The 16080-nt window shown below is 48.8% G+C and carries 15 protein-coding genes and 1 tRNA gene; 13 read left to right on the top strand and 3 right to left on the bottom strand.

Annotated elements, in window-relative coordinates:
* Window positions 1–105 precede the first annotated feature (105 nt).
* From CVT49_08795 to CVT49_08755, 9 genes are all read left to right on the top strand, one after another.
* Window positions 106–954, top strand: a complete 849-nt coding sequence (locus tag CVT49_08795) for a pantoate--beta-alanine ligase (protein ID PKK83398.1) — start codon at window positions 106–108, stop codon at window positions 952–954.
* Between the two features lie 248 nt (window positions 955–1202).
* A complete protein-coding gene (locus CVT49_08790) occupies window positions 1203–1940 on the top strand; it encodes a hypothetical protein (GenBank protein ID PKK83397.1) in 738 nt (245 codons plus the stop codon).
* 54 nt (window positions 1941–1994) lie between these two features.
* A complete protein-coding gene (locus tag CVT49_08785) occupies window positions 1995–2657 on the top strand; it encodes a hypothetical protein (protein PKK83396.1) in 663 nt (220 codons plus the stop codon).
* A 1-nt stretch (window position 2658) separates the two neighbouring features.
* Window positions 2659–3489 carry a hypothetical protein gene (locus tag CVT49_08780; GenBank protein ID PKK83395.1) on the top strand — a complete coding sequence of 277 codons (831 nt, stop codon included), beginning with the start codon at window positions 2659–2661 and terminating at the stop codon, window positions 3487–3489.
* 2 nt (window positions 3490–3491) lie between these two features.
* Complete coding sequence (locus CVT49_08775) at window positions 3492–4142, top strand: hypothetical protein (protein PKK83394.1); 651 nt, start codon at window positions 3492–3494, stop codon at window positions 4140–4142.
* On the top strand, window positions 4112–5263 hold the full coding sequence (locus CVT49_08770; GenBank protein ID PKK83393.1) for a nucleotidyl transferase: 1152 nt from the start codon (window positions 4112–4114) through the stop codon (window positions 5261–5263). Before CVT49_08775 ends, CVT49_08770 begins: the two co-directional genes overlap by 31 nt.
* 34 nt (window positions 5264–5297) lie before the next feature.
* On the top strand, window positions 5298–6461 hold the full coding sequence (locus CVT49_08765; GenBank protein ID PKK83392.1) for a methionine adenosyltransferase: 1164 nt from the start codon (window positions 5298–5300) through the stop codon (window positions 6459–6461).
* A 4-nt stretch (window positions 6462–6465) separates the two neighbouring features.
* Window positions 6466–7731, top strand: coding sequence for an adenosylhomocysteinase (locus CVT49_08760; protein ID PKK83391.1), 1266 nt, complete (start codon window positions 6466–6468; stop codon window positions 7729–7731).
* 440 nt (window positions 7732–8171) lie between these two features.
* Window positions 8172–8564, top strand: coding sequence for a hypothetical protein (locus CVT49_08755; protein ID PKK83390.1), 393 nt, complete (start codon window positions 8172–8174; stop codon window positions 8562–8564).
* Between the two features lie 75 nt (window positions 8565–8639).
* On the opposite strand, the gene CVT49_08750 is transcribed toward CVT49_08755, so the two are convergent.
* From CVT49_08750 to CVT49_08740, 3 genes are all read right to left on the bottom strand, one after another.
* Window positions 8640–10583 (bottom strand): hypothetical protein, encoded by a 1944-nt coding sequence (locus CVT49_08750; protein PKK83389.1) that lies wholly within the window; start codon window positions 10581–10583, stop codon window positions 8640–8642.
* A 208-nt stretch (window positions 10584–10791) separates the two neighbouring features.
* Complete coding sequence (locus CVT49_08745; protein PKK83388.1) at window positions 10792–11871, bottom strand: hypothetical protein; 1080 nt, start codon at window positions 11869–11871, stop codon at window positions 10792–10794.
* A gap of 1 nt (window position 11872) precedes the next feature.
* Window positions 11873–13192: a hypothetical protein gene (locus tag CVT49_08740; GenBank protein PKK83387.1), complete on the bottom strand. Its 1320-nt coding sequence runs from the start codon at window positions 13190–13192 to the stop codon at window positions 11873–11875.
* 104 nt (window positions 13193–13296) lie between these two features.
* Between CVT49_08740 and CVT49_08735 the strand changes: the two genes are divergently transcribed.
* The 4 genes from CVT49_08735 to CVT49_08720 all read left to right on the top strand — a co-directional run bounded on the left by CVT49_08735 (window position 13297) and on the right by CVT49_08720 (window position 15907).
* The gene (locus tag CVT49_08735) at window positions 13297–14229 is read left to right on the top strand and encodes a hypothetical protein (protein ID PKK83386.1); all 933 of its coding nucleotides are present in this window, start codon (window positions 13297–13299) and stop codon (window positions 14227–14229) included.
* Window positions 14230–14235: 6 nt separating this feature from the next.
* Window positions 14236–14970 carry a phosphate ABC transporter ATP-binding protein gene (locus CVT49_08730; protein ID PKK83385.1) on the top strand — a complete coding sequence of 245 codons (735 nt, stop codon included), beginning with the start codon at window positions 14236–14238 and terminating at the stop codon, window positions 14968–14970.
* Window positions 14967–15722, top strand: a complete 756-nt coding sequence (locus CVT49_08725) for an iron export ABC transporter permease subunit FetB (protein ID PKK83384.1) — start codon at window positions 14967–14969, stop codon at window positions 15720–15722. The genes CVT49_08730 and CVT49_08725 overlap by 4 nt, the downstream gene beginning before the upstream one ends.
* A gap of 94 nt (window positions 15723–15816) precedes the next feature.
* A tRNA-Ser gene (locus CVT49_08720) sits at window positions 15817–15907 on the top strand.
* Window positions 15908–16080 lie beyond the last annotated feature (173 nt).

Raw genomic sequence — 16080 nt, 5'->3', positions numbered from 1 at the left:
ACACCCCGCCCTTCACTATGTTCTGGATTTTCAACCCTTCGGGCACCCCTCTCAAGAGGGGAAATTAGGAAGCAAGGGCGGTTGTAAAGCCGCAAATAATTTATTATGAGAATCATAAGATCGATAGAGCAGATGCAGAGGCTCTCGAGGAGGCTGGCCGCCGAGGGGAAAGTAATCGGGCTGGTGCCGACGATGGGTTTTTTGCATAAGGGGCATATTTCGCTGATAAAGCGAGCCAAAAAGCTGTCTGATGTGGTTATCACCACGATTTTTGTCAATCCGAAGCAGTTTGCGCCGTCGGAGGATCTCGATAAATATCCCCGTGATGAAAAAGGGGATGTCAAAAAGATTAAAGAAGCGGGTGGGGATATCGTCTTTATCCCCAAGGCGACTGATATGTACCCCGCGAATTACCGAACATATGTCGATGTCGAGGGGATAACCGATCTGCTTGAGGGCGCTTCGCGGCCGGGGCATTTCCGCGGCGTTACTACTATTGTTGCCAAGCTGTTTAATATTACGCGACCGGATGTTGCTGTTTTCGGGCAGAAGGATTTTCAGCAGGCGGTGGTCCTGAAAAAAATGGCGGCCGACCTGAATTATCCCTTCGACCTTATAATTGCCCCGACGGTCAGGGAGAAGGACGGTCTGGCGATGTCTTCGCGAAACAAGTATTTCACGCCGGAACAGCGCCAGGAAGCAGTTTGTCTGTATGAGGCATTGATTAAGGCCCGCGGGTTGGTTCGGGTCGATAAAATCGATAATCCGGCGCGTTTGCGACGCGAGATGACCAAAGTAATCAAGAACATATGTCCGGTTGCGAAGGTTGATTATATTGCTTTCACGGATCAGGAAACGCTGCTTCCGGTCAAAAAAGTCGATCAAAACAGTATTTGTTCACTGGCGGTTCGGCTTTATGGTGTTCGGTTGATCGATAATATGAAACTTGTCTAATTTTGCCGGACGGCGTTGCGCGGCAAAAAAATAAAACATTATTGAGCCCTGGCCCGTCTTAGAAGTAATTGAGTTGACAAACAGGACAAAATTTCTAATATTGCCACGTGATTAAAAGACTGCTAACGAACAGCTTCAGGTTAACAGCCATTGCCTTGCTCCTCACAGGCATTTTCGCTCTATCTGCTTCAGCCCAGACAGCGGAGGATCCGATATTCCGGATCGACCGGTTTGCAATACTGATATTTATGATCGTTTTTTCGGCGGCGGTATTGCTTTACACCCGGTGGGCAAAAAAGGGCAAAGAGCTTTATGTCCGCAAAATTCCCGGTATTGCCGCGGTGGAAGAGGCGGTCGGCCGCGCCACCGAAATGGGCAAACCGGTTTTGTTTATTCCGGGCATCGCTGATGTCGAAGATATCGAGACGATTGCCGGCCTGTCGATTCTGGGCCGTGTGGCCAAAATAATCGCTACCTACGGAACGCCTCTTTCGGTTCCGGTTCGCTATCCGATGGTTCTGGCGGCGGGGCAGGAGGTGGTTGAGCAGGCTTATCTCGAGGCGGGTCATCATGACGCTTACGATAAGGATACGGTCAGATATGTGGCCGGCGAGCAGTTTGCTTATACGGCGACGGTGAACGGTTGGATGATGCGCGAGAAGCCGGCGGCCAATATTTATATGGGCGCCTTTTTTGCGGAATCGCTGCTTCTGGCCGAGACCGGCAATGCGGCGGGAGCCATTCAGATCGCGGGAACCGCCCGACCGGAGCAGTTACCGTTTTTTATCGCCGCCTGCGATTACACACTGATGGGCGAGGAACTATACGCGGCGTCGAGCTATCTCAGCCGCGAACCGCTTCTCCTGGGCGGACTAAAGGGACAGGATTTTATAAAAATTTTGATAATCATCGCCATTCTGATCGGGGTGATACTGGCCCTTTTTGGCGATGCTTCATGGTACAGCGATATTTTTAACGTATCCTAAGGATTTATGCGATCGACATTACCTGTCATAGTTGCTTTTCTAGCTGGAATAGCGATGGTCATAAGTTTCTTTTTCAATCCGGAGCGGACCGTGCTGGGCCAGTTTCAGGAGAATCTGCTTCAATGGGTGACTATCGTGGGCGGTTTCACCCTGGTTTTGGGTGTCTTCTCAATTGTCAGGGTAAATGCGCGGGCCGTTTCACGCCGCAGTGACGGCTGGATATACAAGCTGGCGACGGTGGTTTCGGTATTCGCGATGGCCCTGCCGTCGATGCTTCCGACCTCGTCCAGTTCATCTTTCGGCAAGATTTTTTACAGCATCTTTCCGGAAAGCTGGGCGGGTGCTTTTGGAACCGGGCCCAACTCCATCTATGACTGGCTGTTTAATTATGTCGATTCACCGATGATGGAGACGATGTTTGCGACGCTGGCTTTTTATATTGCGTCGGCGGCATATCGGGCGTTTCGAGCCCGGTCGGCGGAAGCGACGTTACTGCTGATTACGGCTTGTATCGTTATGGTCTGGCGGGTGCCGATGGGTGAGGCCTTCCTGCGGTTGTTCAGCGACAATCTTCCGGAATATATAAATATGTATGTTATGAAGGGTTTTAATATGTCGGTTCAGCGCGGCATTATTATCGGGGCGGCGCTGGGTATGGCTTCGATGTCGCTGCGGATCCTCCTGGGGATAGAGCGGACATATATGGGGAAAGGATAATATGGCATTCTGGGAAAAAGTATCGAACATCGATCGGCGCTGGATTTATCTTCTGGTGGCGATTGCCGTCTTTTTCCCCATGATTTTCATCATGCAGTTTCCGGTTGAATTGACACCGGAGGCCGAACAGTTATTCGACGCCATCAATAACCTTCCCGACAGCAGTATTGTGATGCTGACCTTCGATTATTATCCGTCCGCAATGGCCGAGACGCGGCCGATGTCGATTGCCGCTTTAAGGCATATGTTTTCCAAAAATATGAAAGTCGTCACGCTCTCCAATATTCCTCTGGGCGGGCCGACCATTGCCGAAGATGTAACCAGGGCGATTGCAAAAGAGTACGGGAAAGTGTATGGAGCGGATTATGTCAATCTGGGATATAGAGCCAATTATACGGCGGTGATGCATGGCCTGGCCAGTTCGATCGAATCGATTTTCAAGGCTGATTTTACCGGGACACCACTAAAAGATTTGCCCTTGATGCAGAAGGTCAAGAATTATAACGATATCAGATTTATTTTTGTGGTTGCGGACAATGCCACCATAGATTACTGGATTTCGATTGTTAACGCCCAGTATGGCATTCCGGTCGGGGGCGGGGTGACGGCGGTTGTCGCGCCCAAGATGTATGCTTTTATCGAAACCGGGCAGTTGACCGGGCTTCTGGGCGGTATGAAGGGCGCGGCGGAATATGAAAAGCTGGTCAATATCACCGGAACCGCCACGAGGGGAATGGACTCCCAGTCGATGGTTCATTTTCTGATAATCTTTTTTGTCGTTGTCGGGAATATCGCCTACTTTGCGACACGCAAGAGCGAGAAGGGTCATTAGTAATGGTTGAGAGTCTGACCTTTTTGGAGCATTTCCAGATATGGCTGAGAGCCTATCTCATCCTTTCGCTTTTCTCATTTCTGTACAAGGACAATAGGTTTTACAAATTTTCCGAGCATATTTTTGCGGGGCTTTCGGCGGGATATTATGTTGGATTAATATGGCAGACGGTTATAATCCAACAGCTGCTCAATCCTGTTTTCGATGAAGGGGAATATCTTCTGATTATACCGGGGCTTCTGGGGGTTCTGATGTTTGCGCGTCTGATACCCAAATGGACCTGGGTCAGCCGCGTATCACTGGCTTTTGTCATTGGAAACACGGCCGGCATATATCTGGTCAATGCGCTTCACGGCCTCATATTTCCGCAGCTTTATTCAACCATGGGTTCATTGACCGGAGCCAAAGGTTTTTCGGGTGGTCTTCTGGCCGTTATTGTGATTGTTGGTGTCATTTCGACCCTGATATATTTCTATTTCTCAAAGGAACATAAGGGGGTTCTGGGCGTAACGGCCCGGGTAGGTATTTGGTTTATAATGATCGCTTTTGGGGCGCATTTCGGCTATACGGTGATGGGACGAATATCGCTTTTGATAGGGCGGGCGGAATTTCTGTTTTATGAATGGGGCGGCAGTCTCCGCCAGATCTTTTAGTCTTATTTTTCATATTCCAAGCATTTTGTTATCGTCATAACCGCCTGATTCGTATATGGTTTATATGTTCAGCCAGGATAGTGCCAGAATTGATTTGCCTTTTATGTTTATTTCTCCCTATATTAAGCCGAAAATTTGAGATGAGAAAGAATCTAAAAATAATAATTCCGGTCGCCGGCATCGGGACCAGGCTTCAACCGCATACATTTACCGTTCCCAAGCCGCTGATAAGCATTGCAGGAAAGCCGATTCTGGCGCATATAATTCAGCCGCTTCTGGCGTTGAAACCGGAAGAAATCATATTTGTAATCGGACACTTGGGCCATCATATTGTCGATTACATTAAGGCCACTTATAAGTTCAAGGCCAGATTTGTCGAGCAAACGGAGCTTCTTGGATTGGGTTTTGCCATCCATCTGGCGCTTCAGGATCTGACCAACGGCCCAATTCTGGTCGTTTTGGGTGATACCATAGCCAAAACCGATTTCACATCTTTTATCAAACATGGTGATAATGTGATCGGCTTGCAGAAAGTCGACGACCCGCGCCGTTTTGGAGTGGCTGTTGTCGAGGACGAACGGATAATTGCGCTTGAGGAAAAACCGAATAAGCCGCGGTCGGATCTGGCGGTGATCGGGCTTTATTATTTCGAAGAATCCGACAATCTAAAGAAATATTTGAGTAAGGTAATCACTCTCGGGCAAAAGACCGGCGGTGAGGTTCAGCTGACCGACGCCATGGAATTTATGGCCAGAGACGGGCATATAATAAAGCCGTTTCTGGTTGATGATTGGTTTGATTGCGGCAAGAGGGAGACTCTGTTGTCGACGAATCGAAAGCTGCTTTTGGAATCGAGTGAAGTCAATAACCACCCGGGATCGATTATTATCCCGCCGGTTTATATTGCCTCATCGGCGACCCTGGAAGATTCGATAATTGGGCCATATGTATCGATTTCGGAGGGGGCGCAGATTGTTCGCTCGATTATCCGCGATTCCGTTATTTGTGATAAAGCTATTGTGGAGAACAGCCTTCTGGAATCTTCCCTGATCGGGGATAAAGCAATTGTCAGGGGCACGTTCAATCGTTTTAATGTCGGCGGCTCATCGGAAGTCGGGTAATTCTAATCGGAAAAATGCAATAAGGAGGATATAGATGTCGGCGGGTAATTTTCTGTTTACATCGGAATCTGTCACGGAGGGACATCCGGATAAGGTCTGCGATCAGATTTCTGATGCCATTCTGGATGATGTGATCAGGCAGGACAAAAATGGCCGGGTTGCCTGTGAGAGTTTTGTCTCCACCGGCTTGGTAATAGTCGGCGGCCAGATAACCACCAAGGCCTATGTCGACATACATAACATAGTCCAGGGAGTGATCAGGGATATCGGCTATACGGTTCCATCCTATGGATTTTCATATGATTCCTGCGCCATTCTTAATGCCATCGGGCCGCAGTCACCCGATATCGCCCAGGGAGTCGATACCGGGGGAGCGGGGGATCAGGGTTTGATGAGCGGGTATGCCTGCCGCGAGACCGATGAATTGATGCCGATGCCGATAATGACAGCGCATAAACTGGCCAAACGGCTGACTGAAGTACGCAAGCGCAACATTCTGCCTTACCTGGGCCCTGACGGAAAAACCCAGGTGACAGTCGAGTACCGCGACAGAGTTCCAACGCGAATCGAAGCCGTCGTGGTTTCCACTCAGCATACCGAGGAAATCCTGGATTCATCCGGAATGCGTATTACGGAGCAGGCGCGTCAGGAAATAATTGAAAATGTGGTGAACCCCATAATACCGGCCGAAATGCTGGACAGCAAGACAAAGTACTATGTCAATCCTACGGGCAAATTCGTATGTGGCGGGCCGAGATCGGACACCGGCATGACCGGACGTAAAATAATTGTCGATACTTACGGCGGGATGGCTTCCCATGGCGGCGGCGCTTTTTCCGGGAAGGATCCGACCAAGGTTGACAGGTCGGCGTCATATATGGCCAGATATATTGCCAAGAACATCGTCGGGGCCGGGCTGGCCGATAAATGCACTCTGCAGCTGGCTTATGCCATCGGTATTGCTGAGCCGGTTTCGATAATGGTCTTTACCGATGATTCCAATAAAATACCGGAAGACAGGATCGAAGAGCTCATCAGGAAACACTTCGATCTGACCCCGCGCGCCATAATCGAATCGCTGAATCTGCTTCGGCCGATTTACAAAGGAACCGCGGCGTACGGCCATTTCGGCTGGGACGAGCCGCAGTACACATGGGAAGCGCTTAATAAAGTAAAAGATTTGCAAAAGGATGCCTGATAGCATGACCACAAGTAAATTCGATATAACCGATATTAAGCAGGCGTCCAAAGGCAAACTTCACATCGAATGGGCCGAGCAGAATATGCCGGTCCTGCGCCTGATAAAGGAGCGTTTCGAAAAAGAGAAGCCTTTGCGGGGTGTCAACCTGGCCTGCTGTCTGCATGTCACGACCGAAACGGCCAATCTGATGATTACGCTCAAGGCGGGCGGCGCCAATGCGGCCCTGTGCGCCTCTAATCCGCTGTCAACCCAGGATGATGTTGCGGCCTCGCTGGTCAAGGATTATGGAATTCCGGTTTTTGCCAAATTCGATGAAGATAAAAAAACTTATTATCGCCATATCCATCAGACACTGGACATTAAGCCGCATATCACCATGGATGACGGCGCCGATCTGGTATCGACGCTTCACTCCGAACGCAAAGAATTGCTCGAGGGGATTATCGGCGGAACCGAGGAGACCACGACGGGAGTCATTCGTCTCAAGGCGATGGCGGCCGACGGCGCCCTGAAATATCCCATTGTCGCCGTCAATGATTCGAAAACCAAGCATTTTTTCGATAACCGTTACGGGACCGGCCAATCGACGATCGACGGGATTCTTCGCGCCACCAATGCTCTTATCGCCGGGTCAAACGTTGTTGTGGCCGGTTATGGCTGGTGCGGCCGCGGTTTTGCCAGGAGAGCGAGCGGCATGGGCGGTCACGTGATTGTGACCGAGATTGATCCGACCAAGGCCATCGAGGCGGTTATGGACGGTTACCGGGTTATGACCATGAGCGAGGCGGCGAAGATAGGAGATATTTTTGTAACTTTGACCGGGGATATCAATGTCATCCGGATGGAACATTTCGATAAGATGAAAGATGGCGCCATTGTTTGTAACTCCGGGCATTTCAATGTCGAAATCGATCTGGCTTCGCTGGAAAAAGCAAAGAAGAAAAAGCGCGCGGTGCGGGATTTTGTCGAGGAATATACGCTTAAGAGCGGCCGGCGTGTAAATATTCTCGGCGAAGGACGACTCATTAACCTGGCGGCGGCGGAGGGGCATCCGGCGATGGTCATGGATATGTCCTTTGCCAATCAGGCGCTGGCGGCCGAGTATCTGATTAACAATGCCGCGAAGCTTAAGAAGCTGGTTTATGTTGTTCCTGAAAAGATCGACAATCATATTGCCGCGCTGAAGTTAAGATCAATGGGCATAAAAATAGACAGACTGACCCCGGAGCAGAAAAAATATCTTGCCTCATGGGATATGGGGACGTAGAGCCGCAGAATTTTCAGGATTTCGGGTAATTTATGAAAGTCAGGCCGCACCGGCCTGACTTTTTTATTGATTGGGCAAAAAAAAGGCGACATTTATTGAATTGGTGTGTCTTTAAGATAGAAAAAGATTCCGGAAGGAAGCCACCTTGACAGAGTCCGTTGACGGCATGAACAAGAGATTTGGCGAAATATTTTACGGGCATAAGGATCGGGTATATAATTTCGCGCTTAGAATGCTCGGCGACAAAGATGCGGCCGGCGATATCACCCAGTAAGAATAAATACAAACCGGCGGCCCAGGGGAATAAGCCGGTGGCGGTGTGGGTGACCTATACCGTCAAGTTTGCCATGGATTAGAAAATATTATTTCTGCGCGGAATGAAATATTAACTCTGTAAAGTATCTCTAAAAAACAATGACAGAAATTTGACAGGAGGCATAATGAAAATGAAGTGTTTGGCGCTGGCTGTAATGATTTTTGCTCTGGCCACTTTGGTTCAATCCCAGGATAAGCTGCCGGGACCGGACGAATTCATTGCGGTGGATTCGATGCCGCAGATGATTGAAAATATACCGCCCGTTTATCCGGAGGCGGCAAAACAGGCTCGTATTGAGGGTGATGTGATGATCAAGGCGCTGGTCGATACGAACGGCTCCGTTGTTAAAGTGCTGGTGGGGAAAACATCCGGAAATGAGGCCCTTGATAGTTCGGCAGTCCGGGCGGCATATAAGAATAAATTTACCCCGGCTAAACAAGGTGTTAAACCGGTGGCTATCTGGGTGGCTTACAAGGTAAAGTTTGATCTTGGTGATAAGACGGACGAGGAATCATAAGGCGGCACATGATCTGATAGTCTTCATTTAATAATATTGACGACAAACGGCGGGCGGTCCGCCGTTTTTTATTACTTAGAATCCCCGGCAGGAAGGTTCCGGCCCGCTCTTGTACAGGTAATTAATGAGATAAGTAATATCCAGAATATTGATATTGCCTGAAGAATTCAGATCGGCAGCTTCCTGCGGTACTGGTGCATTACCGTTCTTATAAAGATAATTTATTAAAAATGTAATATCAAGGATATTGACCAAACCATCGCCATTGGCGTCACCGCAAGTGAATTCGCATATATCGCCGATATTATTGCTATTCGTGTCGGCCTGATCAGGATTAGCAATTATAATGCAATTATCGCAACTGTCACCAATACCGTCGCCGTCATATTCTTCCTGCAGCGGGTTGAATGTGAGCGGGCAGTTGTCACTGCCGTTTTGGACGCCGTCAGCGTCGGCATCAAAGCTATTGATCCAAGCCATAGCCGCTTCGACAACATCGTCCTTCCCCTGTGCGGCGCCGTCCCTCGAAAGCCAGATATCCTCGTAAGGGACATCGGGGAAATCCTCAACACTCGGAAAATTAAGGTGAGTAAGATAGCGGCCCGAGTCCTTGACCTGATATGACTCGTTTATGGCCACAAAGCCGCCGATGTCATCGTAAAGAAGCATAAACCGTTTGGAGTTGAAGGCTCCGCGTGTCGGTTTGCCGAAGAATTTTACCATCGGATGATATGACATCGCCAGCGCGCCCTGGTCACCGGCGCTGACGGCCCCCGGCCCGGTCAGGACGGCAATCGGTTTATTATAGTATGAGTTGGGATCTCCGCGAATAAGCATGGCCGAATCAAATGAGGGATTGGGGCACATGGCATAATGATCATCGGGATCGCAGCGTTTGACCCATTTGGAGGTTTCCATGGTTGTATCATAGAGAAGCTTCAGGCCGTCCTGATAAACGACCCAGCCTCCATAAGTAGTTCGAAAATCAATGATCAATCCGATTGTTTCATGGTCGAACATTATTTCCGATACCGCGTTGTAAAAATCGCTCCCCGAGCTGCCGAACCATCCCAGCACATATATATAACCTATATTAGTTTCTTCGATCAAACCCCGGGTGACAAGAGTATCGCCGGCATCGGTATAGATAGGAAAGGGAACACCCGGGACAGGTAACTGCTCCGTTGCAAAAAGCGGTAAGAGTTGGCCATCCATCAAACTTGTGGGAAGGTGAATAGTGTCGTCAGTTCCATATTTGGCAATATCGATGGTGTCGTACAGATGCCAGTTCAGTCCGGCGGCCATTAGAATGGCATGAGTGAAGGTCTCTTCCGAACTACCCCAAAATGGCCGGCAAACCGGCAATTCCGCGTCCAGTAATTCGGGATATAATAATTTCCATGGAATCCCGTCATAGCCCAAGACGACATCACCGGGGACAAGACCGAGGGGGTGATTGTCAACGGCAGTGTAAACCAGCAGAGAGCTGTCCGGCAAAGGTGTCAGACCAGCCCCGAAGTGGTTGTTTTCTCCCCAGCCGCCAATGCACAGCAGCGGGACGCCCGGAGCCGGTTCAGTCATGAGGACGACGGAATCATAGGCCCTGGTATGACTTTCACGCAGGGCCATGGTGGCATGGGTCAATATGGCACTGAATCTCCCACGACTGACCGAGTCCAGGATCTCAGGATAATATTTATCGTATAACGAATCCCAGACGTTGGTATCGAGATAATTAAAACAGGGGAACACCGAATCGATTTCCTGCCAGAATTTGCGAAAGAGATAAGACTCCAAACCGACGGAGTGCCCGTCGCCCCAGGTTGAGTCAATTACGGCCTGCCAGTCGTCCCCGGAGTAGTGGCCGGGTCGTTTGGCAATATAATTGGGTGCGGGATGTCGGGGAACGAATTGAAGCTGAAGTTCATCAGGCGGGGTGTATGTTTCGGCGGAAAAATCGGCGGCAAAAAGAAATATGGCAATCAAAAGACAAATGAAAGTTCTGGCGTGAGCGTTCATTGGAATATCCCTCCGGTTGTCGCTCAGAGCTGCTTATATGATTGAACAGTCGATTTTATATAATATAATATATGACCCATAAATCAACAATGAAAATATTAGCCGGCAAATGAATTAATGGGCCAACATAAAATGCTAAAATAAAAAGCCATTGATATATGTGTATTATAGAAGAAATGCGTAGAGAATCTTGCCGGATTATAATCAACTATTTCTTGGTTCTCAATATGATAACAAGTCCGAGCAGAAAGAAAATCCCATTGATGAGCCAGGCGGCGAGATCGGGCGAGAGCTTTTCGTTGTAGCCGAAAGACTGGGTAATTTTGAAGGCAACAAAGTAAAAAAGGGCAATCCCGGCTCCCTGGGCAAAAGATACCGCAATACCGCCGCGCCGCGGATTTGAGGCAATCGGCATACAGATTAAAATTACAATGAATGATGTGAGGGGATAGGACAGCTTCAGTTTCAGATCGACCAGTTCGCGTATGTACGGGCCGCCGGTCCTTTTCATGGTATTGATATAATGTTCCAGTTCGAAATAGCCCATGTCTTCCGGTTTTCCCAGGGGGACCTCAAAATCCGAAGGGAGCTCTTTGATATAGGCCACGGATAATGAGTCAAATGTGATAAATTGTTCATTGTCGCCGGAAAATACCCGCTTGACGCCGCTATAAAGCATCCAGTTCTTGTCGGTATAGCGTATTTTCTGGGCGGTTATCAATTCGATGAGCTTGTTTTCATTCGAGCGGTAGAGTTTTACATCGCTGCCTTCCATTTTGGCAATATTGTAGGCATTTATGGTGTAGAAAAGATCTTTGCTCACCTGTCGGTATATGTTGGTTGTCGTCAGTCGTTTTTTCTCCGGTTGTCTGTCGATAGTGTATTCCTTGATTTCGACGCGCCGCTTGTTGGCCTGAGGGAAAATAATTTCATTATAGTATATATGTCCGACGCTTAACAGGAAGCAAAATATCAGAAGGGGCGCGGCAATGCGATAGAGCGAAATACCGCTGGCCTTCATGGCCAGAATTTCGTTGCGCCGGGCGAGGATGCCGACCGAAATCAGCGCTGCCAGCAGAACAAAAACCGGCAGGAATGTCTTTATTACCCACCCGGCAAAATAAAGATAATATGTGAATATATCGACCAGCGGCACCTTGTGGTCAATGAAATGCCGCAATTCCTCGATCATATTTATGACAACGATGAGAATACCAATACCGAGCGCCACGGTAATCAACGATAATAAGAAATAGCGCAGGAGGTATCTGTCGAAAACTTTTATCATCCTATTTCCTGAAAAACGACAGCAGCGGTTTTTCGGTTATGACTTTTATAAGCAGGTACAAGCCTGCCACACCGGTTAATATATCCGCTCCCCACATGGCCACAAATGGAGATATGATGCCGCGGTCGGATAAATCTTCCCCGCCGATCAAAAATCCCCAAAAGACCGTGAATATAACGATTGAGACCGTTACGGCAATGCCCATTCCCCCTCGCCGGGTTAAAATAGCCAGGGGAGCGCCGATCAGCACGAAGGCAAATGAGGCCGCGGGGATAGAGTATTTTTTGTAAATTTCAATCTTATATTTATTCATTAATATTTTCTGGTCCCTGATCTGGTCGGCATCGCGCTTGATTTTCTGATATATTGTCTTCATATCGCCCCGCATGAATGACAGGGCACTCGAATCGGTCATGGCGGTGTCGGCCGGGTAATCGAGGCTGTCGGAAAAGAGAAAATCCAGCTTGGTCTCCACAGTCTTGTCTATTTTCTGATAAAACGGGACGATGGCATTTTGGGCATTATCAATAACTCGTTGCATTTCCGAGATATTCATCTCCCGGTCGGTCTTAAAAGTCGATTCGGATCGTTTGAATTCGGAGCCGATCCCTCCGACATTGATAACATGCTCCTTGAAATCCAGCTTTCGATAATTGCCCGGCTCTTTGGTGTCGAGCATGTGAATTTCGCCGTCATAAAGAGTAAATTGAACCGTCTGGCCGCCATCGATAAATTTCATTAAACCCGATTTGGCTACGGTAATTCGCGGCTGGGTTGGATTTCTGATCTCGGTTATGCGGACGCCCTGGACTTCCGAGGTGGTGTGATCAATGTGATCGATCAGCATGATATAGCCGTCAATATCGGTAATAAAAATCCCGGGCTTAAAAATCAAGGTCGGCCGCATAGACCTGATATCGCCGCTAAGGGTTCTGGCCTCATGGTTGAGAATCGGCAGAATCTTGTCGCTGAACTGAATCATGCCCCAGGTAAGCACCCCGGCGGCTATCAACAGGGGAATAAGAATTCGCAACAGGTTTATTCCGGAGGTTTTAATGGCAATTATTTCGAAATCTGAAGTCATGCGCCCAAAAGTCAGAAGAGTCGCCACAAGGACGCCCATTGGAACCGACAGGGCAACCATCCAGGCCAGGTTGAGAAGAATCAGCTCCAGAACGACAATGAATGAGATGTCCTTGTCGATGACCATATCAACTATTTTTGGAATGGTTTCCAAAATAAGCAGAAAGGTGATAATAAAGACCGAGAACAAGAAGGGGGGGATATGTTCCCGGAGAATATATCGGTTTAATATCTTCATGTCCGGTAGCAATATATTAATTTCATGGTCTTTAAACAAAGAAAAACTACTTTACCAGTTATACAAATCTGCTTATCTTAACCGGGAGATAAATTCAATAAATTATGATCAAAGATTTTGTCATATCCGATACGGTGACCGCCTTTCTGGCGGTTCGCAGGAAAGACGTCAAGGAATATAACGGCAACACTTATATTTCCTTCGAGTTCGGCGATGCCTCGGGCCGTATTCAGGCGGTTTGGTGGGAACCGGACCAGTCGGCCATCGAGGAACTCGAAGAAGGCGATATTGTCAAAATCAAGGGCACGGTGGCACAATATCGCGGCAAGCCGCAGTTAAAAGTTGTAAAATTAAGGCCGGCCAAAGAGGATGAATATAATCTGGCCGACCTTCTCCCGCATTCCCAATTTACAAAAGATGAGTTGAAAGGTAAAATACTTTCGTTGACCGAGCGGGTCGAAAGCAGCTATATTCGCAAGTTGCTGGATTTATTCTGGAACGATCAGGGCTTTTTCGACGAATATCTGAAAGCTGCCGGCGGCAAACTGTGGCACCACGCCTTCATCGGCGGACTGGCCGAACATTCATTGAACGTCACGGAACTTTGCCTTGATATTGCCAGGAAATATCAATATCTGGATCGAGATTTGCTTATTTTTGGCGGGCTGTTTCATGATATGGGCAAGATGTATCAATACAAGATTACTTCGTTTATCGACTATTCGGATGAAGGGCGCCTGATCGGGCATATCAGCATAGCCGATTCCATTATTACTGAAAAAGCCGGGCAGATTGAGACATTTCCGCCCAACCTGCTCATGAAACTAAGACATTTGATATTATCGCATCATGGGCAAATAGAATTTGCCTCGCCGGTGGTGCCGCAGATTCCGGAAGCATTTGTGCTTTACTATGTTGATGAACTGGATGCCAAGATGGGCGCGATCGATAGAATCCGCGAAAAGACCGGCGGCAGTGGCTGGTCGGAATATGTCAATCTTATCAGCCGGCATATATATTTTGGTGAAGATAAGTAACCTGCCATGTCCTGCAATCAATCAATTATACTTAAAACCCGGGATCTTACCCGCGAGATAGCCAAAAACGGCTCGGTCATCAGGACGGTCGATTCGGTCACCTTTGAATTTAATAAAGGGCTGGTTTACAATATTGTCGGGCCCTCCGGGGCGGGAAAATCATCGTTTTTGAGACTTCTCAACCGGCTCGATGAACCAACCGGGGGCGAGGTGACATATTATGACAAACCGATTCAATCTTATGAGCCGACCGAACTGCGCAAGAAAATCTCCATGCTTTTTCAGACGCCTTATCTTTTTCCGGGGAAGGTTCGGGATAATCTCAACTATTGTTGTTCAAAATCGGATACTGCCGACATTGACTTTCATTTGAAACGGGTCGGATTGAAGCCGGAGTATTCCGATAAGGATGCCGATGATTTATCGGTCGGGGAGAAACAACGGGTCGCCCTGGCGCGGTCGTTATTCCAGGGGCCGGATATTTTATTGCTCGATGAGCCGACCTCGGCGCTTGATCCGACCTCATCGCGCAGGATTGAAGAATTGATTCTCGCTCTTTCCAGAGAACTATGCCTGACCATAATAGTAGTGACCCACAGTCCCGAGCAGGCCCTGAGACTTGGCGGCAAAGCGCTCCTTCTTGTTAAGGGGAGGCTGATCGAAACCGGGGACAGCGCCGAGATGCTAACCGAGCCTTCAACCGAATTGGGTCAGAAGTATTTGAGCAAGGAGCTGGAATGATAGAAACCGGGTATCTTCAGGTTCTGGCAGCGGCCGGGTTGGCTCTGGTCGCCCTGATTCTGACAAAAATTAAGACGATTCCGGTGGAAAAGGAAATTGCTTTTGGCTCGGTGCGAGCCTTTGTCCAGCTGATCGCAGTCGGTTATGCTCTTGAATTTATTTTTAAGAGTGAGTCAATCTGGCTGATACTGTTGTCTGTGGCGGTTATGCTGGTAGTCGGCGCATACACCGCCGGGCAACGTGCCGAACATTACAAAAACGGTTTCTGGATCGCCCTGGTGGCAATGGGGGTCGGCTCGCTGGTTACTATGGGCCTGATGCTAATCCTGAGAATTATCACTATCGAAGCGCGATATATTATTCCCTTGTCGGGGATGATTATCTCGAATTCGATGAATGCCACCGCAATCGCATTCAATCGTATCGGCTCCGATTTGAAAACCAATAAGCTGGCCGTGGAGACGGCGCTATCGCTGGGGAAAACCTGGAAAGAGGCCTCGCGCGATTTCTACCGGGCTTCGGTTAAAGCCGGTATGATTTCGATTCTGAATTTTCTTAAAACGGTCGGGCTGGTGGCGCTTCCGGGCGCCATGACCGGCATGATACTGGCCGGGGCTTCGCCGCTCGATGCGGTCCTGATCCAGTTGGTGGTTGGTTATATGTTATTGCTGGCGGTGTCGATTTCAGCGGTGATTTCGGTCGAGATGTCGGTCCGGCGATTCTTCAATGCCGCCCAGCAGTTTATCGGCTGACGGTTTATTTCTTCTTGATTTTCCCGTAATTTTGAGTAAATTGCCTTTTCTTTGGCGGGCCTGATTTTCAAGACCCGTGAGGTAAGTCATGATCGGAGAGGTGTCCGAGTTGGCCGAAGGAGCACGCCTGGAAAGTGTGTAGGGGGTAACTCCCCTCCAGGGTTCGAATCCCTGCCTCTCCGCCATATAGCGATATGGTTTTTGGCCTTCGGTCTGGGCGCAACAGCGCCATTTGGCCTTCGGCGTGGCGTCCAGCTTCTGTTTCCCATCATAGTCATAGCTTTATAAATGTCCTATATTGCCACATATAATAGTATCTTTTTGGCCTTCGGTCTGGGCGCGAAAGCCCGTTTTGGCC

This window comes from candidate division Zixibacteria bacterium HGW-Zixibacteria-1, assembly GCA_002838945.1.
Classification (GTDB): Bacteria; Zixibacteria; MSB-5A5; order GN15; family PGXB01; genus PGXB01.
The sequence above is the reverse complement of the archived record's forward strand: the minus strand, read 5'-3'. Positions and strand labels throughout refer to the sequence as shown.